The organism is Sedimenticola sp., assembly GCF_050289425.1.
GTDB lineage: Bacteria > Pseudomonadota > Gammaproteobacteria > Chromatiales > Chromatiaceae > Sedimenticola.
The window spans coordinates 82133-106005 of the sequence record NZ_JBNKFS010000004.1 but is presented as its reverse complement, the minus strand read 5'-3'; the positions used below and the strand labels follow the sequence as shown (position 1 = coordinate 106005).

Sequence of the window (23873 nt, the reverse complement as noted above, 5' to 3'; positions counted from 1 at the left end):
TCGCGATCCCCTGGACTAATGGTCCCAGGAAAAGACAACCTCTACGCAATTTCCGGGTTCTTCGTACTGGACTGACTCGCAGAGAGAGTAAATCAATTGGACGCCTCGCCCGCTGGGCTCTTTTAATTGAGGCTGGCGATAAGCGTCGATAATAGAAAGGTCGAAACCTGCACCACTATCTTCTACTCTTATTTTCATTTTTCCGCCTTGGGCGGTGCTGTAAGTACTTATGCAAATCTTGATGTAACCGGTATGAAGATTCTGCAGACGTTGTTCCCGTTGTGAAAAGTATGCGGAAAAACCGTCCGATGCATGCTTTATGGATGAATCCAGTTTCAGTAAGCCGTGGTCCAGTGCATTGACATAGAGTTCACTGAGCAGCGTGAACAGCAGTCGCCTATGTTTACGTAGGCCCTCCATCTCCTGTATATGGTTGAGTAGGAGAGGTATAGGGTCAGCACTACTCAAGCGGCTCCCTGGAAGAGTGAGGGTAAACTCCCAGGGTTCATCACTGATCGATTCAACGTTTGGTAATTCAGCGTGCGTAGGGTGGGGGGGCGCTGCTTTATCCTTTTCCTGCCAGGCGGGCAGGATATCTGGTATGCAAGGAACTTCGGCGAGGCTGATATCGTCATCCTGTGGCGCATCCTGACAAAATGCAGTCAATCCATTTAAGACGCGATCAAGAATCGAATCACCCTCTTGCTGATTTTCGATAGCCGACTCGAGACGCTCTTTTCCAAAATACTCATTATTGCCGTTTCTTGCCTCCGTGACCCCATCGCTGACCAGCAGTATTCGGTCGCCTGGAGTGATTTTCTCTCTAACAAATAGTTCCTGATATTCAACATCAGGTTTAATACCGAGCGGAAATGATTGTGAATTGAAACGTTGTTTGATTGAGCACGAGGTACCATCAATCAGTAGAACATCCGGCATGCCGCAGTTGATTACCTTAACGAAATCCAGATTGTGATTAATAGCGATAAACTGGACCGCAAAAAACATTCCGGTTGGTAGCAGCGTGTGTAGTTTTTGATTTATTCCGGCGATGATCTGGTGAGGTGAAAAACCCTTCGCGGTCATTGCGCGAAACACTTCTGCTGCAGGAAGAGCGCCGAGCGCGGCAGCCAGGCCATGTCCGGTAAAGTCCCCCAGCAATATGTGCAGATCATTGGACGGCGCATAGGCGCTTAATAACACATCACCATTAAACTGCTCGGCCGGTTTGATTATTGTTTGCAAACAGTCGAGTTTGACGTTGCCAGCTATCACGGCCCCATCAAAAACTGTTTCTGCCATCTCCTGGTCCATGCGCATTTGACCATAAAGTCGCATCGCATCAGAGTGGATTTGTCTTACGCGCTCCACCGACCGTAACTTGGCTTTCAGAAGAGTCGGAGAAACGGGTTTGGTCAGGTAGTCGTGTCCACCTAATTCAATACATCTTGAATAGGCATTTTCGTCTGCCTGTGTGGACAAGAAAAATACGGGTATGAATTGAGGTAGACTGTTGTCAAGCAATCGGCAGGCGGTGGAATGATTATCCGATTCGGACATTTTTACGTCGATGAAGACGATATCCGGTTTGGCGAGAGAAAATTGCTGTGCAGCTTCCTGGTGACTGTTCGCTTCGACTACCTGGTAACCTTCACCTTCCAAGATCGCTCGAAGTGAATCCTGGTTCTGTCGTTTGTCATCGATAAGTAATGCTGTTCGTCTCTCTTGTTTGTCGCGGTGATGCTGAATAGGTAATTTCAACTCAATAGACGTAGGCATAGGGGTTGCCTGGTTTGGGGAGAGGATATCCATGATTTTTGCTATCCATGGCTACGATAGAAGCAAAACTTACTCTCAAGTATTCCCCCAAGATAAAGCCCGGACAATGACCATTGCCAAGCAGCACAAGGACCTGCTTGCCACCGCAGCGAGCTATTGCCGCATCTAATGCGTCAGAACCTTGAGGCCGCGCGTAGGTGTCACTTTATCCGAAGTTATTCCTGCATGGAGAAAGTCAATCGTTATGCCGGATCTTCTGCGGTCTTGTTTGCGTTTTTCAATAATCTCATTGGGGGGCTGACTATCCTGAATTCGTCGTCTGTCCCTTTTTGAAGAACGGCGGAAGAACTTTCGTACCTCCACTTTTTTCGTCTTGAACAGTTCTCCGTTGAGCCGGTTTATGAGACTTAGCGCGGCTGAGGGCGGTTCAACTTGGACGATTCCGTGGTATTCAACCTGTTTGGTTTTTGGATCGTCGATCCGACAGATATCGCAATGGCCTAGCGTACCGATAGGAGAGAACTGCAATAGATACCATTTGGGTTTGAGTGCGGCAGAAATAAACTGCATCAGGTCAAGCCGAGTTGTTGAGTTCGGTAGCCTTCGAACGAATATTTCCATATTGTCATTCCTGCGCAGACGGTCATGTCAAATAAACCAGCCCTGAAAGGCTTGGTCTGATCATGCTTATACCCTTGATAACACTATTAATATAGCAGTTCTTGTGGGGTTGTACCCAAAAAATGACGGAATACGGAAAATTGCAGTTATCTTAGTCTGCTGCGGAAGGAGGCGTGCCGGCGACCAAATGAAGACAAGGGCCGCCGGCACTTTGAGGCTCAGATCAGGGAAAAGAGGTTATTGAACCCTGATCCGCGAGCCAGGATTAGCTAAGCAAAGGCGCAATAACCAGGCTCACAATAGCCATAACGTTGATCAGAATATTCATTGACGGACCTGAGGTGTCCTTGAACGGATCTCCTACGGTATCGCCGACGACCGCTGCTTTATGTACATCAGAGCCTTTGCCGCCGAAATTACCTTTTTCAATATGTTTCTTGGCATTGTCCCAGGCCCCCCCGGCATTGGCCATCATTAGCGCCAAGAGAACACAAGCCAGCAACGCCCCACCGAGCATACCGCCTAGTGACTCAGCCCCCAATACAAATCCGATAACCATCGGTGCGGCAACAGCGATCACGCCGGGTAGGATCATCTTTTTGAGGGCGGCGGTTGTGGCAATATCCACGCAACGGGCACTATCGGGATCGGCCGTACCTTCCATCAGACCGGGGATTTCACGGAATTGACGACGAATCTCCTTGATCATGTCAAAAGCGGCATCACCTACTGCAGTCATGGTGATTGCTGCGATCAGGAAGGGGAGAATGCCACCTATGAACAGGCCTATTAGCACATGGGGATTATTCAGGCTGAGCGCAAAATCGGGGATGTTTGCCGAGACCGTTTCCACATATGCGGTAATAATAGCCAACGCGGCCAGTGCTGCGGCACCGATGGCAAATCCTTTGCCGATTGCAGCTGTGGTATTGCCCAGTTCGTCAAGGGAGTCGGTGATGGCACGTGTCTCCTCACCCAGTCCCCCCATCTCGGCAATACCTCCGGCATTATCCGCAACCGGTCCGTAGGCATCGATTGCCATGGTAATGCCAACTGTTGCCAGCATGCCAACGGCGGCGATGCCTACGCCATACAGGCCTACCAGCGAGCTGGAAGCGAAGATGATGGCACAAATAGTCAGAATCGGAATGACGACTGACTGCATGCCGATTGCCAGACCCGCAATCATAACCGTTGCTGGTCCGGTTTCACCCGATTTGGCTATCTGTATGATAGGTTTGCCAGCGGTATAATACTCCGTCACCAGTCCGATAATGATTCCACCGACAGCGCCCGAGAGCACGGCTCCCCATACAGCAGCTGTGACGCCGATTATCTTGATCAAAATCAGAGAAGTGATAATGAACAGAATTGTTGCACCTATGGTGCCGGTTCGTAGCGCCACTTCCGGACTTTTGGCTGAGTACCTGCGCACCAGCAAAATACCCATAATGGAGCAGATTAATCCCAAGGAAGCCAAGGCGAGGGGCAGGAACATCAAATCAGCCTGCTTGCCTATGGGGTCGAGAACATCCGCTGTCATGGTCGAGGCGATGGCGATCGTCGCGATCATGGCTCCGCAGTAAGACTCGAAGATATCCGACCCCATGCCTGCGACGTCCCCTACGTTGTCCCCGACGTTATCGGCGATAACTCCCGGGTTACGAGGGTCATCCTCCGGAATCCCGGCTTCGATCTTGCCGACCAAGTCAGCGCCCACATCGGCCGATTTGGTGAAGATGCCACCACCGACACGCGAGAAGAGGGCAACGGTAGAGGCGCCCATGCCGAAACCGTGTATGGCGTGAGCCGTCTCAGGATCGCCACCAAAGAAGAGATACAGGGTGCCGAGGCCGATCAGACCCAATGAGGCGACCGACAGTCCCATAATAGACCCACCGAAGAAGGCGATGGACAGGGCTTCAGAAGCACCTTTTTCATGTGCCGCCGTAGTGGTTCTCACATTGGCCTGAGTGGCGGAAAACATACCAATATAGCCGGCAAGCGCAGAAGCACTGGCACCCACGACAAATGCAAAGGCGGTTTTTACGCCCAACATAAACAGCAGAAGGATGACCAGGACGGCTGAGAATGTCCCCAGCATCTTGTATTCACGTCTCATGAAGACCATGGCGCCTTCATGTATCGCTTCGGCAATTTTGGTGACTTTTTCATTACCGGTCTCGTAAAGCATGACCAGCTTATAAATTTTAAAGGCCGCAAACAGGCCCAGTATCCCCAATAGTGGCGGTAGTAAGTGACTTAAACTCATCTCTCCCCTCGTTTTTTTTATTCAACATAAAAAAACAACCGTCCGGGTTAATGACAATGAGTGGCATTAATCCCTAGTTTGACGGTCCTGACAGTAAGGCAAATGGAACAACAGAATCGCACTGCATTTGGTGTTGCAAGATAAATTACTCAAATAGCCGGATTAATAAAAGCAATCAAGAGTATATCCGAATCCGGGTCCATTAACAGTCCCTATAGGGGGTAAAAACCTGCTCTATATCAAGGGTTGATAATGAGTGAGATGGGATGGAGTTGACTGACGGAGAGGGAGAGGCCCCTCCCCGAGATTAAGATTAATAGGGTGTCGATTCCAGCACAGATAACAGTGTGCACCCTTCTTCAGGGTGGCTGTTCTCCCAATGGTCAAAGTAGACCAGGTCTTTAAGGGGCAGTCGATCGCGCCAGCCGGCACTCTTCAATTCAGGTTCGGCGAAAAAATGCGCTACGTAGCCGATGCAGAGGTAGGCGACCGGGGTAACCTGCGCCGGAAGATTGAGCAATTTTTTCAGTTTCATCCGATCAAAGATGCTGACCCAACCCACGCCCACGCCCTCACTGCGTGCGGCAAGCCAGAGATTTTGTACGGCACAGACACTGCTATAGATGTCCATCGCCATATCGTGGGTCCGCCCGATGACGACGGGCCCCGCACGTTCCCGGTCGCAAGTAATAACCAAATTAATCGGGGACTCCAGAATGCCTTCCAGTTTGAGGGTACTGTAGAGCTGTCGCTTCTCTGGCGTCTCGAACATCGTCTCGGCTTCCCGGTTCGCAGACAGGAACAACTGGTGAACTTGCTGTTTAATTTCCGGGGAGCGTATCAGGAGGAAATTCCACGGCTGCATGAAACCGACGGACGGCGCATGATGGGCTGCCTGTAACAGGCGCGCCAGCACGTCATCCGGGATGGGATCAGGCTTGAATTGTCCCCGGACATCCCGGCGAGAGTAGATCGCTTTATACAGTGCGTTACGTTCGCTATCATCGAACGCGAGTTCTGGTTGATGTGTAACAGATTGATTTTCCATAATATTCCCCTTGCTTGGAAAATCGAGGATACGTGACCAGGTATCCATCGCTGAGTTTCTTCAGGCCGGTCTTCTGACTCTGGATCATCTTTCATGGGCACCTTCCCGGACCTGAGTCCAGTGGCTGACAACGGCCTCTATGGACGTCATCCACTCATGAAATCCCCATCACAGCGTTGGGCACGTAGCGGAATTACACCGCTTTCCCGATTCTCCCTGCCGCGAAGGCGGGGCACCTGAAGAGATGTTGAACGGCTAAGTTTACAGGTTTTAGCGAGAAAGTTTACCTCTGATTATTTGGCCTCCATAATGAGCGCCTTTTGATTCGATAGGTGTTCACGACGTGAAACAGTTGATTCTCGGGGGAGCCCGGTCCGGTAAAAGTTCTCTGGCGGAACGGCTGGCAAAAGAGTCGGGTGAGGAAGTGATCTATATCGCCACCGCGGCTTTGGCGGAGAGCGACATAGAGATGGATCAGCGTATCCGAGTACACCGTGACAGAAGACCCGAAACCTGGCTGACCATTGAAGAACCGGTGAATCTTTCAGGGGCGCTCAGTCAGCACTGCGGGGCGGGACGGTTTCTGATTGTAGATTGCCTGACACTCTGGCTCTCCAATATCTTACTGATGGAAGAGGGACGACATTTCCGGGCACAGACGGCGGCATTGATCCGCCTCCTGCCTGAACTGCCGGGCAATCTAATTCTGGTCGGCAATGAAGTCGGTATGGGTATTGTACCCATGGGTGAAATATCCCGACGTTTTCAGGATGAGTCCGGCTGGCTACATCAACAGCTGGCCCAGCTATGTGACCGGGTAATATTAACCGTGGCGGGTTTGCCACTGACATTAAAAGGGGAACAGATTTGAACACAGACTGGCTTACTCACTCGGTGCTATTACCGGATCAAACCGTCGCATCACAGGCGACGCAGAGGCAGGGTCAATTGACCAAGCCGGCCGGCTCCTTGGGCATGCTGGAAACCTTGGCGATTCAATTGGCTGCTTTGCAGGGCAGTGAAGCACCGCGGGTGGATAAGGTTCAAATTACGGTCTTTGCCGCTGATCACGGCGTAGCCGCATCCGGTGTCTCCGCCTTTCCTCAAGAGGTGACGGTACAGATGGTGGCCAATTTCTCGGCGGGTGGGGCGGCGATCAGCGTACTGTCAAACTCCCTGGGCGCGGTACTTGAAGTGGTGGATGTGGGCACGGTGGTTGAACCGGCTGATCTACCCGGTGTGATCAGTCATCGCGCGGGTGCCGGTACGGCGAATCTGCAATATGAAGACGCCATGTCCCCGGAGCAACTAGCCATCGCCCTCAATGCCGGGCGGGCGGCCGCCCTCAGGGCCAAAGAGCAAGGGGCTGAACTGTTTATCGGCGGTGACATGGGTATCGGAAACACCACACCTGCGGCGGCTCTGGGCTGTGTACTGCTTCCGTGTGACCCCGAAAAGTTGGCCGGACCGGGAACGGGACTCGATCGTCAAGGCGTTGCGCACAAGGCTGCGTTGCTGAGAGAGGCTATATCCCGTTATGACGATTTGACCCACCAGCCGTTGGAAGCGTTGCGCTGCTTAGGCGGCTTTGAAATTGCGGCGCTTGCCGGAGCCTATATTAGCTGTGCGCAACTGGGCATCCCCGTCCTGATTGATGGCTATATCACTACGGCGGCGGCATTGGTGGCGGTGCGCTGTCAGCCCGATGTGCGGCAGTGGTTACTATTCTCTCATCAATCTGCCGAGCCGGGCCATCAGGCTATGTTGCAGTCGCTGGATGCCAAGCCCTTACTGAATCTTGGGATGCGCCTGGGAGAAGGCAGTGGCGCTGCAACTGCTTTACCTTTGCTGCGAGTGGCCTGTGATCTGCATAACGGCATGGCAACCTTCGCCGATTCAGGTGTGGCAGAGGGGTGAATGTGTCGAATACGGACGCCGTGACCACGATTGATCTAATACGTCACGGAGAGCCTGAGGGCGGAGTTTTGTTTCGCGGTTGGCGTGATGACCGCTTGAGTGATCGGGGTTGGCAGCAGATGCGTCAGGCGACCACCGACCACGCTACTTGGGATTGTATTCGCTCTTCTCCGCTATTACGTTGTGCGGAGTTCGCCGAGGAGTTAAGTGAAAAACTGGATATCCCCATGGAACGTGATGAGCGACTTCGGGAGATCGGCTTTGGCGATTGGGAAGGCTGCTCACCTGAGGTGCTGTTTAAGGTGTCTCCCCAATCGCTCACGAAGTTCTGGAACAACCCTATCGATTGTCCTCCGCCGGGAGGGGAGCCGATGATGCAATTTCAATCCCGTGTGGTGTCCGCCTGGCAAGATATCCAGGCCACCTCAGCCGGTCGGCATCTGTTGATCGTGGCCCATGGCGGCGTGAATCGCATCTTGATCGGTCAGGTGTTGGGAATCCCCCTTCGTCACCTGTTTAGGTTGGAGCTGCCCTATGCGGGAATCAGTCGGATTCGTATTGAGCAGGGTTGCCCAAGATTGGTATTCCACTGTGGCTCGCTCCGTTAAACTTCATTAAAACAAGTAAACAATGATTAGATCTTTTTACTTTGCGTTACAGTTCCTGACCCGCCTGCCGGTTCCAACCGATGATCAGATGTTGAGTGAGCGGGAACAGGGGCAAAGTCTACTCTATTATCCATTTGTGGGCCTGCTGCTAGGGTTGCTGCTGGTAACGGTAGACAGTTTTTTAGGTGGAACGGAACCTCCTCTACGGGCCGTATTGCTGCTGGTAATCTGGGTGATGTTGACGGGCGCCTTGCATATCGATGGTTTAGCCGATATGGCGGATGCCTGGATAGGTGGGCTTGGGAGCCGGGAGCGAACACTGGAGATTATGAAGGATCCCCGCTGCGGTCCTGTCGCGGTGGCGGCCGTGGTCTTGCTGTTGCTGGTAAAGTTTGCCGCGCTCGACTCCTTGCTTAGCCACGAACATTGGGAAAGTGTCTTACTGGCGCCGATGTTGGGTCGGCTCGGATTGGTCGCTGTCTTCCGCTTTCTTCCCTATGTCCGGCCTTCGGGGTTGGGTTCCACTCTTGCAGCGAATGTCCCCGTTACCGAGACTGGCTGGGTGTTTTTGGCCTCCTTCCTGTTCTGCCTGCTGATAGCAGGATGGGGGGCGTTATGGTTACTGGTTAGTGTCTTTGGATTGTTCTATCTCTTTCGCCATAGTGTGATCTCCCGTACCGGAGGGTTTACCGGGGACATGGCCGGGGCGCTGTGTGAAGTGATTGAGGCAACGGTGTTGGTTGTGGCGGCACTTCTGATATGACCTCGGTGGTGATTGTAATAGCGCTGCTGCTGGATCAACTGTTGGGCGAAGTGAAAAAGTGGCATCCCTTGGTTGGTTTTGGTCGTATGGCGCAATATGTCGAGCGTCGATTTAACAGGCAGCCGGGCAGCAAGAAACATATGGTTGGCGTGCTGGGCGTCACTATCTTGGTCCCCCCCCTAGTATTAAGTAGCCTCGCCCTCAGCATCTGGTTGGGTCCTCTGTTTGATATGGCACTGCTCTACTTTGCCGTGGGTGCCCGGAGTCTGGTTGAGCATGCAAGGGCGGTTATTGACGCGCTTGAAATGGCAGATCTGGAACTGGCCCGACAGCGGGTTGGTATGATAGTCAGTCGGGATACGACCGCTATGCAGCGTACCGATATTGTTAGGGCTACCATAGAATCTGTGCTGGAAAACGGGGCCGATGCCATTTTCGCGCCCCTGTTCTGGTTTATTGTTGCCGGCGCTCCCGGGGTAGTGCTTTATCGTCTGGTCAACACGCTGGATGCGATGTGGGGTTATCGCACGGAGCGGTTTAGCCAGTTTGGTTGGTGTGCGGCCCGTCTGGATGATCTGCTCAACTGGTTGCCGGCCCGTATCACGGCATTGGGCTACGCCATGATGGGAAACGCTCGTGCCAGCCTCACCAGTTGGCGGACTCAGTCGGGCTTGCTGGATAGTCCAAATGCCGGCGTGGTGATGACGGCAGGGGCCGGGGCGCTGGGCGTGATGTTGGGCGGACCTTGCTCCTATTGGGGTACCTCGGTGGATAAAGCGTATTTTGGGGTAGGGCAGTCGCCGTCCTCGGGCGATATTTATCGTGCTATCGATTTGTTGCATAAAAACATGATTCTCTGGATCGTGGTCGTATTAGTCGGGGGGTGGATCCTTGCTTGAACATGGCGGAAATCTGGCGGCGGCTGCATCAAAATATGGAATACCAGCGTCGCAGTGGGTTGATCTATCAACCGGCATCAACCCCAAGGGATGGCCACCCCCAATGCCGCCGGCTGATTGTTGGTTACGCTTGCCTGATGAGAACGACGGTCTCCAACAGGCCGCAAGCGGGTACTATGGATGTGGGAGATTGTTGCCGGTGGCCGGTACCCAGCAGGCCATCCAACTCCTACCGTCGTTGAGGGCGCCATCTAGAGTCGGTGTTCTTCATCCGAGTTTTAGTGAGCATCTGCACGGCTGGCGCTGTCAGGGGCACCAGGTTGAAAAGGTGTCGGCAGACGATATCGATCACCATCTTAGTAAACTGGATGTGTTGGTGCTCTGTAATCCCAATAATCCCGACGGCAAAACTTTCTCGCGGTCACAGTTGCTGGAGTGGCATAAAAGACTGGCCGACAGGGGGGGCTGGCTGGTAGTGGATGAAGCTTTCATGGATGCCACGCCACAGGGGAGCCTCGCCGGTATTTCTCCAATGTCTGGCTTAATCATTCTTCGCTCACTGGGTAAGTTTTTCGGCTTAGCCGGGGCGCGTGTGGGTTTTGTCTTGGCCGAAGATAGGTTGCTTGAACTAATGGAAGAGAAGCAGGGGCCATGGAGTATTGCCGGACCGTCACGTTGGGTAGCTACCGAAGCGCTGTCTGACCAAGTGTGGCAGTCGCGGATGCGTCGTGAACTACCCATGGCTGCAAACAGGCTTGCAGGGTTACTGACGTGTGCTGGCTTAAAGCCGGATGGGGGGAGCACATTATTTCAATATGTTCTGACTCCCGAGGCCGACCGGGTTGCCGACACGTTAGCGAAGAGTGGGATACTGATCCGGCAGTTTCCCGAACTATCGGCCTTACGCTTCGGGTTGCCGGGAGTGGAAACGCAGTGGAAGAGGTTGGAGCGAGGCCTTCTACAGCACCACTCTTAACCGGTGCTGAAGTAGGGGGGTATATTTTTACTTTGTCAGAATATTTTACATCATAGAATACTATCTATATTTTAACGCTTATATTACATATACATATATGGGTGGTCTGGATGTTGCATATTTTTCGGTTAACTCAAATGATAAGTTAGAGGTGTTATTGGGCTTATCTTTGTAGGATATCACTTATCTGTTCGTAGGAATGATCTCAGATGCACGTTATTTATGTATATTAAATTCGTATTATAAGAGAGATATGAGTTGAATATTGTTCCTAAATTAAGTGTATGCGGGTGTGGTCGCCGGTATAGCACGGTATCTGAAAGGTCATATGTATGCGCGTAATGCTTTACTTTGTCGCCTTTGGATTTCTGTTCGCATTTATCATTCCTATGCTGGTGGGGACCTTCATTCGGGAGGAGGATCAGATTGCCGACCGATTGCGTCAGGGCGCTGATCCGACGGAGATTCTGGAGCAGACGGCTTCAGGCAAAGCGGATGGAGATTGCGAAACGGATGGATTTCGTTTTTTAGTCACAGAGGATGGGTACCGCTATGTCCAAAAACAAAATAATCCATATATAGCGGCACTTATGGACAATAGGATCACACTGCTACAGATTGATGAAAAAGAAAAACGGGCAAAACCGATAGCAGAATCTGAACCGCTGCCGGCATACGTGGCAGATCTTCCAGTCGTACTCTCTCGATGTATTGGGGGCAAACTATCGCCTGCAATGACAAGGCTTCTGTTACAAGCGGAATAATAATCCCTCCGTCAGTATCTGATTGACAATGGCTTTTTTTAGTGACTCGTCCCGATTGAAAAAGCTAAAATTTATCAACTTCGTGGTAACCCAGAGTCTCTGATTTTTAGTCGTCCATCACCGGTGTAGATTAGTAATAAAAAGACTTCTTTGGTCTGTTGCTAGGGGTTTAGATTCCCGTTTGGTTTTTTGACTTAAATCGTAAGGGTAGGCAGAGCCTAGCCTAAGAGTTAATATTACCTTTCGCACTAAAGATTTTGCTGGCACGGTCGAAGCAGAGGGATAAATCAACTCTGACATTGTTTTACATTCTTGCAGTTTTACTGACACAAAGCCCAGGTAAAATGGAATCAAGCTTGTTAGGGATATAATTAACCAGGGTGCAAGGGAGAGGGTATGAGTGCTCAGGGCAATCCAAATCTATCAATAATTCGACTCGATGGTGAGCAGAGAAAACCAGGACGCTCTGAATCCGGGAGTGTGCCCGCCGATGCTTCCCAAAATATTAGTAACGATACGATGAGTGTTTTTTCACGCTTTCACTCTATAAGGGGAAAAATACGAATCTTCGGCCATTTTTTCCATGCCCAGTTTCTGCTACTCGGTTTCGTTGAATACTTTTCCTTTGTTTCAGCCTATCTGTTTGCGGTACCCCTCATAGATTCAAATCACGCTTTTGCTCCAATAGCACACCAGTGGCCGGAGGCTGCTTTTGGCGCGTTGGTGCTGTTACTCGCTATCACTTCAATGGGGCTCTATGATGCCCGCCAGCGGGAAGGCATTAAAGGTGCATTGGTCCGTTTGATGGTAGCCTTCCTGTCAGCTTTTCTGGTAATGGCTTCACTGGATTCACTTTGGCCTCTGTTTACCAAAGATGTGGACTACATTGGCAAGTTCGTGTTGGTGGCCTTTATTTACTCCATTGTTATAAGGCTCTATTTCTACAAGTTTGTTGACGGTAATGTGCTACAGCGACGCGTGCTGGTAGTGGGGGCCGGTAGGCGGGCGGCTTCCATTGATAAGCTTAGGCGGAAGACGGATCAGCGCGGTTATGAGTTGGTAGGGTTTGTAAGAACGTCAAGTGAGGAGACCGTCCAGGTTGGCAAGCATAAGCTGCTGAATATCGATGATGATATTCGCAATTTCGCCATCCAGAACCATATCGATGAAATCATTATCGCACCTGATGATAGACGGAAAAAACTGCCGCTGGAGGGTTTGATAGATTGCCGTATGAGTGGTATTGCGATTACTGATTTGCTGGACTTTTTCGAGCGGGAGACTGAAAAAATCCGACTTGATCTGATTCAGCCCAGTTGGCTGATTTACGCCGATGGGTTTAAGCGAAACATTCTTCGTTCTGCCGCTAAGCGCACATTTGATATAATGATCAGCGCGGTAATGCTGATTATTTGCACACCACTTATGGCGCTTACTGCCTTAGCGATTCTGTTGGAGAGTAAGGGCAGGGGACCTATTTTATATAGGCAGGAACGTGTCGGACGTGATGGCCGTAATTTCAATCTTTACAAGTTTCGCAGCATGCGAACAGATGCCGAGCAGGATGGCGTGGCGCGTTGGGCTCAACAGAATGATTCAAGGGTCACCCGGGTTGGTTCCTTCATCCGCAAATACAGACTGGATGAGTTGCCCCAATTGTGGAACATTTTTGTTAGCGACATGAGCCTGGTTGGTCCCAGGCCGGAGCGTCCTGAATTCGTTGAACAACTTTGCAAGATTAATGCGCTTTATAAGGAGCGGCATAGAGTAACTCCGGGACTGGCCGGTTGGGCACAGGTATGCTATCCCTACGGCGCATCCAAGAAAGACTCCATGGAAAAATTACAATACGATCTCTATTACGTAAAAAATCATGGTCTGCTTTTTGACTTCTATATATTGGTGCAGACTGCGGAGATCATTTTCTTTAAAAAGGGCGTGCGCTAGGCGGCTGTCAACAGCGTCTTATGGCTTGATGTCGTATTTCTCCATCAGGCTATAGAGTGTGGGGCGTGTAACCCCTAATATCTTTGCTGTTTCCGAAACATTTGAATCTGCGTGATTTAATGCGCGCAGGATAGCCCGACGTTCGGCTTCTCCACGCACCTGCTTAAGATTTAGTGGCATTGCCTCTTCGCTTGGAGAGGCAAGTTCAAGGTCTTCCAATGTTATTAGCGGACTTTCTGCCATGATTACTGCACGCTTAACTCGACTCTCTATTTCCCTTACATTTCCAGGCCAGTCATAGTGTTCAATAGCTAGGATGGCATTTTTTTCGAAGCCATTGATCTGTTGGTTGTACTCTTTGCTGAAGCGCTCGAGGAATGCTTTGGCCAACACCAGGGCATCGCCTTCGCGCTCTTTGAGTGATGGTATTTTTATGGTTACTTCGCTAATTCGATAATAAAGATCTTCCCTGAACCTGCCTTCTTCAATCAAATTTTGAATGTTTTGATGCGTGGCGCAGATAATCCTCACATCAATGGGTATCTCTTCGCGCCCACCGATTCTTTCCAGAATACGTTCCTGCAGGAAGCGAAGCAGTTTCGCCTGCAGGTCGAAGGGTAAATCACCTATTTCATCCAAGAATAGCGTGCCGCCATTCGCGTATTCAATTTTTCCCTTGGTCTGTTTTGATGCTCCGGTAAAAGCGCCTTTTTCATAACCGAAAAGTTCGCTCTCCAATAAATTTGCCGGAATGGCGGCACAATTGATGGCTACCATTTTATGGTCGGCACGTGGGCTTAGCTCATGCAGTGCCTGCGCAAAAAGTTCTTTTCCTGTTCCGCTGGCACCAAGTAGCAGGGTTGTGATATTGGAAGGTGCAACCTTTTCGATTGTCCGGCAAACCTTAAGCATTTCGGGGCTGGTGGCGATAATGCCATTCAAGGGTGTTTTGATTTGGCTTTGTTGAAGTTTAATATTCTCTCTTTCAAGCTCGTTGACGTGATAGGCGCGATTAACAATAAGCGAAAGAATCTCCGGCTCTACTGGCTTTTGGCAAAAATCATAAGCGCCAAGGGCAATGGCCTTCACGGCATTGGCTCTGTCATTATCCCCGGTTACTACAATTACCTTAGTCCCGGGAGCGATAGAGAGGATCTCCTCTAAGGTTGCCAGCCCCTCGGTGACGCCACCCGGGTCAGGAGGTAAGCCCAAGTCGAGCGTCACTACTGCAGGTTGGTGTCGACGTATTTGGGTAATGGCGTCTTCCCTGTCACCCGCTATTAATACCTCAAAATCATCAAAACACCATCTCAGCTGGCTTTGTAAACCCACATCATCTTCAACGATTAACAGGTACTTATTCGAATCCGTCACTAGCTACCTCACTGTTGCAAGTTTCTTCTTGTATGCAGTTGCCTGAAAGCTTTACTCAATTGACTCTATAGCGGGCAGGGTAATACAGAAAACCGAACCTTCCCCTGGTGTGCTTTTCACGTTGATTTCCCCATTTAAACTGCGTATATATTCCCGGCTTTCGTAGACGCCAATCCCCATGCCTGTCAAGCCTTTTGTTGAATCAAAGGGATGAAACAGACGCTTTTTGATGAACTCTGGGTCCATGCCACATCCATCATCTGAAATTTCAATCAATGCTTCGCTCGCGACAAGTGATGCCCCGATAATAACATGTCCATCGTCGGGAGTGGCATCCTGGGCATTTTGAATAATGTGCCCAAACACGGTAGCCAGTTGTTCCTTATCAGCATGGACAAACATTTTTTCCTGTATGGGGTTTAACTTCGGGATAGGTTTTCGTGTGGCATAGGCGGCCGAAACTTCAGAAAGTAGTGAATTGAGATCAATCTGTTGGGAGCTATGACCTCGCATGCCACTCTTCATCTGTTCCATGAGGTTGGTCATTCTCTTGACCGAATTTCTTACCGTTTCAATCACATCATCCACAAACTCCGGCTTATGCTTGTGTTTCTCTGAATTCGAGACGATCAGCGATTGCTGAGCAAGAATGTTCTTGAGGTCATGAACGACATAGGCGGATAGCCGATTAAACGCCTCAAACTGCCGGGCCTGGGTTAAAGCTTTTTCAGAAAGGTGTTGAGCCAAGTGGCTGGCAGCCTGTTGGCCGGCCATTTTCAGCAGATCCCTGTCTTCCCAGTTTATAGATTGCTGCGATTGGGAGCGGGAGATAATGATAAACCCGAAAATCTTGGCTTTAAAGAGCAAGGGTACCACCAGCCAGGCATTAGGAATGACGGTCAGCCAACTGGGGGAGATGAATCCACTATAAAGATCGGGGTTTCGTTTATACTCATCCAGGTCGATGAGCCATTGATCTTTCTCTAAAAAGTTACAGAGTGGATCATCCTTGGGGGTGATCCGTAGTATCGGATCAGGCATGTTCAGGTTGCAGTTAAATTCATATTGGCCGGTGTCACGTTTTATCCAGAGTGATCCACCCGTACTGTTGACCAGCGCGGACATAGCCCGGACAACCCTTACCGGCACTTCGTCATCGGTGTCGGCCAGCGTCTGGGTAAATCGCAGCCACTCTTCCCGATAATCGTACTTGTAATTAAAGAAGTGTTTGCTCAGGAAAACTCTTACCTTGGCTCGAATTGTCCCGGAAAACAGGATGATGAGTAGCAGGGCTCCGGTACCGCTGAGAAAGGCGATCTGCAGCGTAGATCCCCAACTGCCGCCATAAAACCGGATATAATAGCCGGCTGATGCCATGACCAGCAGGTAGATACCGGCCCCCATGAGGGTGATGGACTGGAAGACCACATTTCTGGAGACGTAAATGTCTAGTGACCATTTCGGGTTACGCGCTACCGATATGGCAATCAGTGGAACCATCAAGCCATTGACGATACCTCTGGCATTCCACAAGGCCAGGTTCAGTTGCTTAAACAACAAGGCATCTGCAAACATAAAAAAATCGTAGGCAAAGATACAACCGATGCCGATACAGAGGTGCTTGATTGCCCAGCGTTGTTCCTTCGTAGAGTTTCTGAAGAGCTGCTCGAGCAACAGTAAGGCGATAATATTGAATGCTACCCAAATTCCTAGCGTGGCATCCCGGCTTATCAGACTGCTATTGGCAGTGAGGGTGGCAAGCAAAGGTATAAGGACGGTTATGACACTGGCAATTGCCAGGAATGTCGAAAATAGATTGATGGGGGTAATTGATATCAGTCCATCTATCTTCTGACTGCTGTTGGATTGGACGCTTTTCAGCAGAAAGAGACACCAGAAAGTATCCCGTCCCAGCTCCAACAGTTGCAGTATGCCGGGAAAGGTAATTAACGTCAGCGCCGACAGTGCCGACACGCCGGCCCAGAGGGCCGAGAAGCTGCTGGCCAGAATCAGCAAACGTCCAAGTGATCGGCCTCGCCAGGAAGTGATCAGCAGGCCAGTTAGGGCTGTATAGGCGATAAAAGCAAACAGGTAACTAATAAATCCAATATTCAATGATTTCTTCTCTGGGCAGTTACACCGACAGGGAGGTTGTGGTGCTGTCCTTGTTATCAGTCAAGCAGTGCTAGGTGGTTGATTGTACCGTTGTGTTGCGTTGCTGTTAAATACCTGGATACGGGGATGCAGCATATACTTTGCCTCTCATGTTAACCTATTTTCGCTGGCTCCAATGGGTGTTTAAAAGTACAATCTGCCTAATAATTAGCGGCTTGGGGTAAATAGATCCTGATTGGTGGGTAGCGCACTTCAGGGAAATTGTACCAGCAGGACAGATTAGGGTGAGGTAGGTCTGTAAATGTCAGAGTATAGGCGGGTTCGGGAAGAGCTTTTGGTCAATCCACATACGTGGCTGATCACCGGTGTAGCCGGTTTTATCGGTTCAAATCTCTTGGAAGAGTTGCTAAAACTTGACCAAACGGTGATAGGGATGGATAACTTCGCCACCGGCCATCGCCATAATCTCGAAAAAGTTCGAGCTCTTGTGAGCGAAGCACAGTGGCAACGCTTCACCTTTCATGAGTTGGATATCCGAAATATCGAACAGTGCAGAAAAGCGGTAGCGGGTGCTGATTATGTGCTGCACCAAGCGGCCCTGGGCAGTGTGCCTCGCTCAATCAACGATCCCCTGACGACTAACGATACTAACAGTACGGGGTTCCTTAATATGCTGGTGGCGGCCCGGGATGCCGGAGTGAAGCGTTTTGTTTACGCGGCTTCTTCCTCTACCTATGGAGATCATCCAGGACTGCCCAAGCAGGAGGCATTGATTGGAAAGCCCCTCTCGCCTTATGCCGTGACAAAATATGTAAACGAGTTATATGCCGATGTTTTTGCTCGGACTTACGGCATGGAGACGATCGGTCTACGCTATTTTAACGTGTTCGGTCCACGACAAGATCCAAAGGGGGCATATGCCGCCGTTATTCCGCGTTGGATTGAAGAGTTGTATCGGGGCACCACCTGCCGAATCAATGGGGACGGTGAGACATCCAGGGATTTTTGTTTTGTGGATAACACGGTGCAGATGAACCTACTGGCCGCCTCTGCAGCTGATCCCCAGGCGGTAAATCAGGTTTACAATGTGGCATTTGGAGCCCGCACTACGCTCAATGAGCTGTTTACGGAGATCAGGGATCGACTCGCCCAGCGTCATCCTCATATTGCAGCGGTACAACCCGAGTATGGCGAGTTCCGGGCCGGAGATGTACGCCATTCCCTGGCGGATATCTCCAAAGCAACGACTCTATTGGGGTATGCGCCGACACACGATCTTCAGCAAGGACTCGATGTGACTACCCAGTGGTTTTTGGAAGAGTTTGAGGCAGTCTCCTGATCGGTAAAATAGTAGTCATCTGTTGCATCCACTTTGAATACACAGAATAGCGAGTCGATTCAAAATTTAAATTGGTTCGCCCGCCTGCCGGGCATAAAAATATATCAGGAACGATAATGGAAAAAATAGCAGTCGTAGGTCTTGGTTACGTGGGATTACCCCTTGCGGTGGCATTTGGTAAAAAACGCAATACGATCGGTTATGACCTCGATGAGAGAAAACTGACCAATTACCGAAATGGGTCTGATCCCAGTGGCGAGGTGGAACCGGAGGATTTAGTCGCTGCCACTCATCTGGAATATACCAGTGATCCCTCCCATCTTGCCGAGGCATCTATTGTAGTTGTGGCGGTGCCCACACCTATCGATCATGCGAGAAAGCCTGATTTGACGCCGGTCATAGGTGCCTGCCAAACGCTGGCAGCCAATCTGAAACCCGGGGCTACGGTAGTATTCGAATCTACGGTTTATCCGGGTTGCACAGAAGAGGTCTGTGTGCCCATTATCGAAGAGGTGTCCGGCATGCAGTGGTCCGGGCGTGATGGCGTGGACAACAGTGAACGCGATAGCGGCTTCTATATCGGTTACTCGCCGGAACGGATCAATCCGGGTGATAAGGAAAACCGATTGGAAACCATTGTGAAAGTGGTCTCTGGGGACACACCGGTTACTCGTGAGCTGGTAGCGGAACTTTATGAAAGTGTGGTTACTGCCGGGGTGTGCCGCGCCTCGACAATCAAGGTAGCAGAAGCTGCCAAGGTCATTGAGAACACACAACGTGATCTGAACATCGCGCTCATGAACGAATTGGCCATGATTTTTCATAAAATGGATATCGATACCGTCGATGTGCTCGAGGCTGCCGGCACCAAATGGAACTTTTTACCGTTCCGACCTGGGTTGGTAGGCGGACACTGTATAGGCGTTGATCCGTACTATCTGACATACAAGGCCGAAGCGGTTGGCTACCATCCTCAAGTGATCTTGGCTGGTCGCAAGACCAACGATGGTATGGGAAAATATATCGCTGAACAGACAGTAAAGCGAATGATCAGGGCTGGCCATTCCGTAAATGGAGCCAAAGTGGTCATTCTCGGCCTGACATTCAAGGAGAACTGTCCTGATCTTCGTAATTCGCGGGTGGTGGATATCATCGACGAATTGAAGAGCTATAACTGCGATGTATCCGTGACCGATCCGATGGCCGATCCGGAAGAGGCCGTTCATGAGTACGGCGTCCAATTGTCGCCCTGGGAGCAGTTGCCCAAGGCCCAGGCGGTCATTTTAGCGGTGGCGCACAACCACTATCAGACGCTCTCGGTTGCTGATTTTTCTTCTATTCTGCAGCCTGGTGCGATAGTTATGGATATCAAGTCGAAGCTGGATAGAAGCGCCTTTGCTGAAGCGGGAATCGATCTCTGGCGGCTTTGATTCTCCCCACCCAAGTATAAAAAAGGGCGGATTACCGCCCTTTTTTATTTCTGATTAATTCAAGCTATTATGGGGCGAAGGGGGCTGGGTAACATCTGATCATGGATCATCTGCTCCAACACGGCATTGACCTCATCAGTCCCCACAAGGTGCTGTCCTTCGGTCATGCCATAGAGTAGAACTTGACTGCAGATCAGGTTGATCAAGCGGGGAATCCCATGGCTGTAGTTGTAAATGATAGGGTATATCTCATTGGCCAGTTGCGGATCATTTTTCCAATCAACCTGTTTGAGACGATGGCGAATATATTCGGCTGTGCTGCGTTCATCCAGCGGTTCTAGGCAGATAACGGCGTTGATCTGTTCATAGAGTAGTTTGAGGTTTCTTGCCAGAATTAGTTCATGAAGGCCTTCGCGACCGATCAGGAATATCTGCAGCAACGGTTCCGATTTCCATCTTAGTCCCATCAGAAGCTCAATTTTTCGCAACGATTCTATTTCGAGATTCTGTGCTTCATCAATGATCAACAGGGGGCGGCGGCCGAAATTACGCATGCCGGAAAGTAGCGTTTCCAATTCCTTTACAATCTCGGCTTCATTTTCTGTCAGCTTGTCGATACCAAAATTAAAGGCGATCATTCTGATCAGGTCAGTAGCCTGGAGTTGAGTAGAGACCAGGTCTGCGGTGACCACCGGCTCGTTTTTTATCGAATTGATGAAATCTCTTAATAAGGCTGTTTTACCTGTGCCAGGCCGTCCCGTAACCAATACCACGCCTTCACCCCGGCGTAATGCATAGAGCATATAGGTTTTGGCATGGTTGTAACTGGCATGTTTATAACAGGGATTGGTGTTTGGGCTGAGTCTGAACGGGTCCGACTTCAGATGATAAAACTTTTCATACATAATTTAATTCATGGCAGTGACTGCCACCCTTGTTATTGATCCCGGGAAGCTGAGAGTCACTACCCATTATCATGATTATTCTTCCCTGGCGCATTACTACTCTCTCTGTCCGAAAAAACGCTGTCCAGAAATATGCCGTTCAATTATCTCATGACTTAGTTCGATATGCAGGACTTGGCTGATTATCTGCCCCACTATGTGCAGGACTTCTCCATCCTGTATGATCCTTAGATTAGTAGCGGCAACTGTTTCAGGAAGTTGAAACAACAGAAGCAATATACATGCTACCGAGGACAATAGTATGAATAGTATCCCACTCAACATTCAGGGCTACAGTGTAACAGACATGATAAATGTCATCCTCATGTACTCTTGTACATATATTCTGTAACATACTGATAATCCGAAAATAGATTGAGCAACCCACATATGCATTTAGTTCATGATGAAGTGATTTGCTAGGAGAATAGATCCTGGTTTATCGATTAATTAAAGCGTTTCCGGGAAACGCCGCCAACGTTTTGTGTCGATAATCGAATTAGAGAGTGGGATCTGCCCTGAATTCAGAAATCATCGCCAACACATTATCTGGTGCTATGCCTATCTGCCGCACCTAACAAAGGATTGATCGTGTCTTATGTATGAATCTTTTTACAATCTGAAAGCTGAACCATTTAGACTGAGCCCGGATCACCGGTTCTGCTTCAGCCATAAGAGCTATGCCAAAGCCAAGGCATATATGCAGTATGCAATTCATAGGGCAGAAGGTTTCGTGATGGTGACCGGTAAGCCGGGTACCGGTAAGACTACGCTGGTCAATGACTTAGTGGATGGGTTATCCCATTCAAAGATAGTGGTAGCCACGATTGTCAGCACCCAGCTTGAAGCGGATGACCTGTTACGACTTGTAGCATGTAATTTCGGACTGGATATCGATGCGCCGAACAAGGCTGTGGTACTACAGGGTCTATCCGTCCGTCTAAGACGTCACCATGAAGAGGGCACCCGTGCACTGCTGATCATCGATGAAGCGCAGGATCTTTCGGCCTCTGCACTGGAGGAGCTGCGGTTGCTGACGAACCTGCAACTCAATAATCAGCCTCTCTTACAGATTTTCCTTGTCGGGCAAGAGAATTTGCGAGACTTGGTTCAGAAACCGAGTATGGAACAGGTGCATCAGCGTCTGGTGGCGGCCTGTCATCTTGAATCACTCAGCGAAACGGACACCAAGGCTTACATCAAACACCGGCTGGATCGTGTCGGCTGGAATGATGATCCTACAATTGATGAAGGTGTCTATCCGGTGGTGTTTCAGTTTAGCAAGGGTGTACCGAGAAGAATTAATTTAATTTGCAGTCGTTTTTTGCTCCATGGTTGTGTTGAAGAGAAGCACCGTATCCGGGCGGCCGATGTACGTACCGTGGTTGAAGAGCTGCAACACGAACAACTAACCCCGGTGGGATTCAAGGCTGAATTACCGCCACTGGAGGATGAAGAAGAGTTCGCCGTTACGGAAGAAGATACCGAGACGGACGTTAATCAGGCTGCTGCACCTGTCTCCGCTCCAGACGACGCCACAATAGCGCAAGCAGTCGATGATAAAGATAATCAACCGTTGCAGACAGAAGCTGTTTCAACGTCAACGTTTGAGAAGACGAATGGAGACATTGCAGACCTCTGTTCGCTTGAAACGCAGGTAAAAAGAGAGAACGATACACCGGATCAGTCTGATGAATCCAAGCAGGATGTAATCCAGGAAAATTACTTCGCCCTCTCAAATGCGGTGGACCTGCCCTCTGAGCCGATACCGATCCGAAAAACGGTGGAAACACCACAGGCAGAGCATGGCTATGGAGACAGGTTTGCCAACGCACAACGCCAGAAAGAGGCGGCGGAAGCCAGGACCCACTATTACAATGAGTATCAGTCGGGCGGGCATGCCGCTACAACACCAAAACGCGCTATTCTGCCCAAGATAGCTTTACTACTGGTTATGGTTGTTGCGGTCTTAATTGCGCTCTACGTTGTACGGCCTCAATTTTTCCAGGATGGAATCGAAACGCTGCAAAATAAATTAGGAGGTACTGATGGAAATTCGAGTACACAATCGACCACCGACCCTAATTTGACTCCAATCATTCCAGCCCCGCCAAATATCAAAGAGAACAGCGTAGCCGCGGTGGCCGATCTAGGTAGCCCCCCTGTCTTGGAGCAATCCGTCAAGCGTACCGAACGTACCTCAGCGCAGGCAGTCGAGTATACGGATAACCTTGAACACCCAATCCAACCAGTAACGGCCGAATCTGTGGCTGATGCTCAAAAAAAAACAGCGCAGGAACCAAAATTAACCCCAATAACCGCCACGTCCAAGTGGGATGATCGTGCCCGTGACTTAGAGACTGGCTCTGGAGCCGCTTTACAGCCGATAGAGATTGTGCAATCTGTACGCCTGCCTGAAACATCCGACATATCGGTGTCTCAATCAGCGGCTAGCGCCGATCAGAAGAGGGATGCCCAACAAATCTTGGCCACGCGACAAGCAGACCCACAAGTGGATAATATACCCGCAACGCCTCCCATGGAGATACCGTCCACAGCAAGCGACCAGCCGTCAGTTGTCGAAAACAGTGAATCGGTAACCGCATCCAGTGAAGTGGCCAACCTACCAGGGGAAACCGTCCAAGAGAAGCCACAACCCAGTGAAACCTTACCGGTTACAGAACAGCCAAAAAGCATAGTGTTGGAGAAAAAGATTCTCTTTAGAAGCGACAGCACTGTTATTGCGGATGAATATAGACCGATATTGAACGAGGTCGTCGACTGGCTGGAAAACCATCCAGCATACACGGCAAAGATTATCGGATACGCGGACAACCGGGGCGACGCGAACTACAATCTTGTACTATCCTTGAAGCGCGCCAAAGCGGTAGCCGGTTACCTTGAAAAAAAAAACATAGCGCGCGCGCGTCTTCACATAGTAGGGCGTGGAGTATATCCTGAATCGAAAATTTCCGTAACGGATGACAACGCAACGGCACGCCACCATTTACAGCGGCTTGTCGAAATCGTCGCAAAGCCTACGTCCGACTGAATTATCCGATGTTTAGTCGACATTT

18 protein-coding genes and 1 riboswitch are annotated in these 23873 nt (G+C 50.2%); of the genes, 11 read left to right on the top strand and 7 right to left on the bottom strand.

The window, feature by feature from the left end:
- Positions 1–15: 15 nt before the first annotated feature.
- From ACQY5R_RS03850 to bluB, 4 genes are all read right to left on the bottom strand, one after another.
- Positions 16–1812, bottom strand: coding sequence for an ATP-binding SpoIIE family protein phosphatase (locus tag ACQY5R_RS03850; protein WP_428604736.1), 1797 nt, complete (start codon positions 1810–1812; stop codon positions 16–18).
- 132 nt (positions 1813–1944) lie between these two features.
- Positions 1945–2400: an RNA recognition motif domain-containing protein gene (locus tag ACQY5R_RS03845; protein ID WP_428604734.1), complete on the bottom strand. Its 456-nt coding sequence runs from the start codon at positions 2398–2400 to the stop codon at positions 1945–1947.
- Positions 2401–2665: 265 nt separating this feature from the next.
- The gene (locus tag ACQY5R_RS03840; protein WP_428604732.1) at positions 2666–4672 is read right to left on the bottom strand and encodes a sodium-translocating pyrophosphatase; all 2007 of its coding nucleotides are present in this window, start codon (positions 4670–4672) and stop codon (positions 2666–2668) included.
- A 313-nt stretch (positions 4673–4985) separates the two neighbouring features.
- A complete protein-coding gene (gene bluB / locus ACQY5R_RS03835; RefSeq protein WP_428604730.1) occupies positions 4986–5720 on the bottom strand; it encodes a 5,6-dimethylbenzimidazole synthase in 735 nt (244 codons plus the stop codon).
- Between the two features lie 46 nt (positions 5721–5766).
- Positions 5767–5975, bottom strand: a riboswitch (cobalamin riboswitch).
- 88 nt (positions 5976–6063) lie between these two features.
- Between bluB and cobU the strand changes: the two genes are divergently transcribed.
- From cobU to ACQY5R_RS03795, 8 genes are all read left to right on the top strand, one after another.
- The gene (gene cobU, locus ACQY5R_RS03830) at positions 6064–6591 is read left to right on the top strand and encodes a bifunctional adenosylcobinamide kinase/adenosylcobinamide-phosphate guanylyltransferase (RefSeq protein ID WP_428604727.1); all 528 of its coding nucleotides are present in this window, start codon (positions 6064–6066) and stop codon (positions 6589–6591) included.
- Positions 6588–7637 (top strand): nicotinate-nucleotide--dimethylbenzimidazole phosphoribosyltransferase, encoded by a 1050-nt coding sequence (cobT, locus tag ACQY5R_RS03825; protein ID WP_428604725.1) that lies wholly within the window; start codon positions 6588–6590, stop codon positions 7635–7637. The genes cobU and cobT overlap by 4 nt, the downstream gene beginning before the upstream one ends.
- Before the next feature lie 2 nt (positions 7638–7639).
- On the top strand, positions 7640–8245 hold the full coding sequence (locus ACQY5R_RS03820; RefSeq protein ID WP_428604723.1) for a histidine phosphatase family protein: 606 nt from the start codon (positions 7640–7642) through the stop codon (positions 8243–8245).
- A 22-nt stretch (positions 8246–8267) separates the two neighbouring features.
- On the top strand, positions 8268–9008 hold the full coding sequence (locus tag ACQY5R_RS03815) for an adenosylcobinamide-GDP ribazoletransferase (RefSeq protein WP_428604720.1): 741 nt from the start codon (positions 8268–8270) through the stop codon (positions 9006–9008).
- Positions 9005–9907, top strand: a complete 903-nt coding sequence (gene cbiB / locus ACQY5R_RS03810; protein ID WP_428604718.1) for an adenosylcobinamide-phosphate synthase CbiB — start codon at positions 9005–9007, stop codon at positions 9905–9907. The genes ACQY5R_RS03815 and cbiB overlap by 4 nt, the downstream gene beginning before the upstream one ends.
- Positions 9900–10883 carry a threonine-phosphate decarboxylase CobD gene (gene cobD, locus ACQY5R_RS03805; protein WP_428604716.1) on the top strand — a complete coding sequence of 328 codons (984 nt, stop codon included), beginning with the start codon at positions 9900–9902 and terminating at the stop codon, positions 10881–10883. Before cbiB ends, cobD begins: the two co-directional genes overlap by 8 nt.
- A gap of 332 nt (positions 10884–11215) precedes the next feature.
- Positions 11216–11647 (top strand): hypothetical protein, encoded by a 432-nt coding sequence (locus ACQY5R_RS03800; RefSeq protein ID WP_428604713.1) that lies wholly within the window; start codon positions 11216–11218, stop codon positions 11645–11647.
- Positions 11648–12043: 396 nt separating this feature from the next.
- Positions 12044–13594, top strand: coding sequence for a TIGR03013 family XrtA/PEP-CTERM system glycosyltransferase (locus ACQY5R_RS03795; RefSeq protein WP_428604710.1), 1551 nt, complete (start codon positions 12044–12046; stop codon positions 13592–13594).
- Positions 13595–13612: 18 nt separating this feature from the next.
- On the opposite strand, the gene prsR is transcribed toward ACQY5R_RS03795, so the two are convergent.
- A complete protein-coding gene (gene prsR / locus ACQY5R_RS03790) occupies positions 13613–14968 on the bottom strand; it encodes a PEP-CTERM-box response regulator transcription factor (protein WP_428604708.1) in 1356 nt (451 codons plus the stop codon).
- A 51-nt stretch (positions 14969–15019) separates the two neighbouring features.
- Positions 15020–17083 (bottom strand): XrtA/PEP-CTERM system histidine kinase PrsK, encoded by a 2064-nt coding sequence (prsK, locus tag ACQY5R_RS03785; protein ID WP_428604706.1) that lies wholly within the window; start codon positions 17081–17083, stop codon positions 15020–15022.
- 334 nt (positions 17084–17417) lie between these two features.
- On the opposite strand from prsK, the gene ACQY5R_RS03780 reads away from it, so the two are divergent.
- Both ACQY5R_RS03780 and ACQY5R_RS03775 read left to right on the top strand, forming a co-directional pair.
- Positions 17418–18422 (top strand): SDR family oxidoreductase, encoded by a 1005-nt coding sequence (locus ACQY5R_RS03780; protein WP_428604704.1) that lies wholly within the window; start codon positions 17418–17420, stop codon positions 18420–18422.
- Between the two features lie 116 nt (positions 18423–18538).
- Entirely contained in the window at positions 18539–19852 is a 1314-nt protein-coding gene (locus ACQY5R_RS03775) for a nucleotide sugar dehydrogenase (RefSeq protein WP_428604702.1), read from the top strand.
- A gap of 59 nt (positions 19853–19911) precedes the next feature.
- On the opposite strand, the gene ACQY5R_RS03770 is transcribed toward ACQY5R_RS03775, so the two are convergent.
- The gene (locus ACQY5R_RS03770; protein WP_428604699.1) at positions 19912–20757 is read right to left on the bottom strand and encodes an ExeA family protein; all 846 of its coding nucleotides are present in this window, start codon (positions 20755–20757) and stop codon (positions 19912–19914) included.
- A gap of 637 nt (positions 20758–21394) precedes the next feature.
- On the opposite strand from ACQY5R_RS03770, the gene ACQY5R_RS03765 reads away from it, so the two are divergent.
- Positions 21395–23848, top strand: a complete 2454-nt coding sequence (locus tag ACQY5R_RS03765) for an AAA family ATPase (RefSeq protein ID WP_428604696.1) — start codon at positions 21395–21397, stop codon at positions 23846–23848.
- Positions 23849–23873 lie beyond the last annotated feature (25 nt).

Excerpts from the sequence above, each read along its gene's own strand:
- ACQY5R_RS03815 (WP_428604720.1), top strand. The coding sequence starts at position 8,268 with ATGATTAGATCTTTTTACTTTGCGTTACAGTTCCTGACCCGCCTGCCG.
- cbiB (WP_428604718.1), top strand. The coding sequence starts at position 9,005 with ATGACCTCGGTGGTGATTGTAATAGCGCTGCTGCTGGATCAACTGTTG.
- ACQY5R_RS03850 (WP_428604736.1), bottom strand. The coding sequence starts at position 1,812 with ATGGATATCCTCTCCCCAAACCAGGCAACCCCTATGCCTACGTCTATT.
- ACQY5R_RS03770 (WP_428604699.1), bottom strand. The coding sequence starts at position 20,757 with ATGTATGAAAAGTTTTATCATCTGAAGTCGGACCCGTTCAGACTCAGC.
- ACQY5R_RS03845 (WP_428604734.1), bottom strand. The coding sequence starts at position 2,400 with ATGGAAATATTCGTTCGAAGGCTACCGAACTCAACAACTCGGCTTGAC.
- bluB (WP_428604730.1), bottom strand. The coding sequence starts at position 5,720 with ATGGAAAATCAATCTGTTACACATCAACCAGAACTCGCGTTCGATGAT.
- ACQY5R_RS03840 (WP_428604732.1), bottom strand. The coding sequence starts at position 4,672 with ATGAGTTTAAGTCACTTACTACCGCCACTATTGGGGATACTGGGCCTG.
- ACQY5R_RS03775 (WP_428604702.1), top strand. The coding sequence starts at position 18,539 with ATGGAAAAAATAGCAGTCGTAGGTCTTGGTTACGTGGGATTACCCCTT.
- ACQY5R_RS03765 (WP_428604696.1), top strand. The coding sequence starts at position 21,395 with ATGTATGAATCTTTTTACAATCTGAAAGCTGAACCATTTAGACTGAGC.
- ACQY5R_RS03795 (WP_428604710.1), top strand. The coding sequence starts at position 12,044 with ATGAGTGCTCAGGGCAATCCAAATCTATCAATAATTCGACTCGATGGT.
- ACQY5R_RS03800 (WP_428604713.1), top strand. The coding sequence starts at position 11,216 with ATGCGCGTAATGCTTTACTTTGTCGCCTTTGGATTTCTGTTCGCATTT.